The sequence below is a fragment of the Pedococcus sp. P1_H8 genome (assembly GCF_056405175.1).
The window spans coordinates 1-475 of sequence record NZ_JBFUCP010000190.1 but is presented as its reverse complement, the minus strand read 5'-3'; the positions used below and the strand labels follow the sequence as shown (position 1 = coordinate 475).

1 protein-coding gene is annotated in these 475 nt (G+C 65.1%); it reads right to left on the bottom strand.

Annotated features, from left to right (window positions below):
* On the bottom strand, positions 1 to 369 hold a 369-nt coding region (locus AC1DYG_RS19530; protein WP_477641511.1), incomplete at its 3' end, for an MBL fold metallo-hydrolase.
* Between the last annotated feature and the right edge of the window lie 106 nt (positions 370 to 475).

Below are 475 nucleotides of genomic sequence, written 5' to 3'. Positions count from 1 at the left end.
GATCATGACGTCCAGGTCGCCCTTGGGCCCGGTGACGGTGTGCTTGACGGAGTCCGCGGTCTCGAAGAACTTGTGGAAGCCGAGCTTCTCGAGCTCGCGCTTGAGGTCCGGCACCGGGTAGTCCGGCAGCAGCACCGTCGCGTCCTTGTTGACGTGCTTGCTCAGCGTCTCGGGGTCGAAGTGGTCCTTGTGCAGGTGCGAGACGTACAGGTAGTCGACATTGCCGAGGGCGTCCCAGTCCAGCCCCGTGTTGTCGGGGAAGGGGAACCACGACGCGAAGTAGGCGGGGTTCACCCACGGGTCGCAGAGGATCGATCCCGCCTCGGTCTGGATGTGGAATCCGGCGTGTCCGACGCTCGTGACCTGCACTGGTATGCCTCCTACGGATGATTCGACGCCTCAAGGGTAGGCGGCTGCGCCGCCCGTGCGCCTTTCCGGTGGCCCCAGTCACCAAAAAGGCGCACAGGCAGCGGAG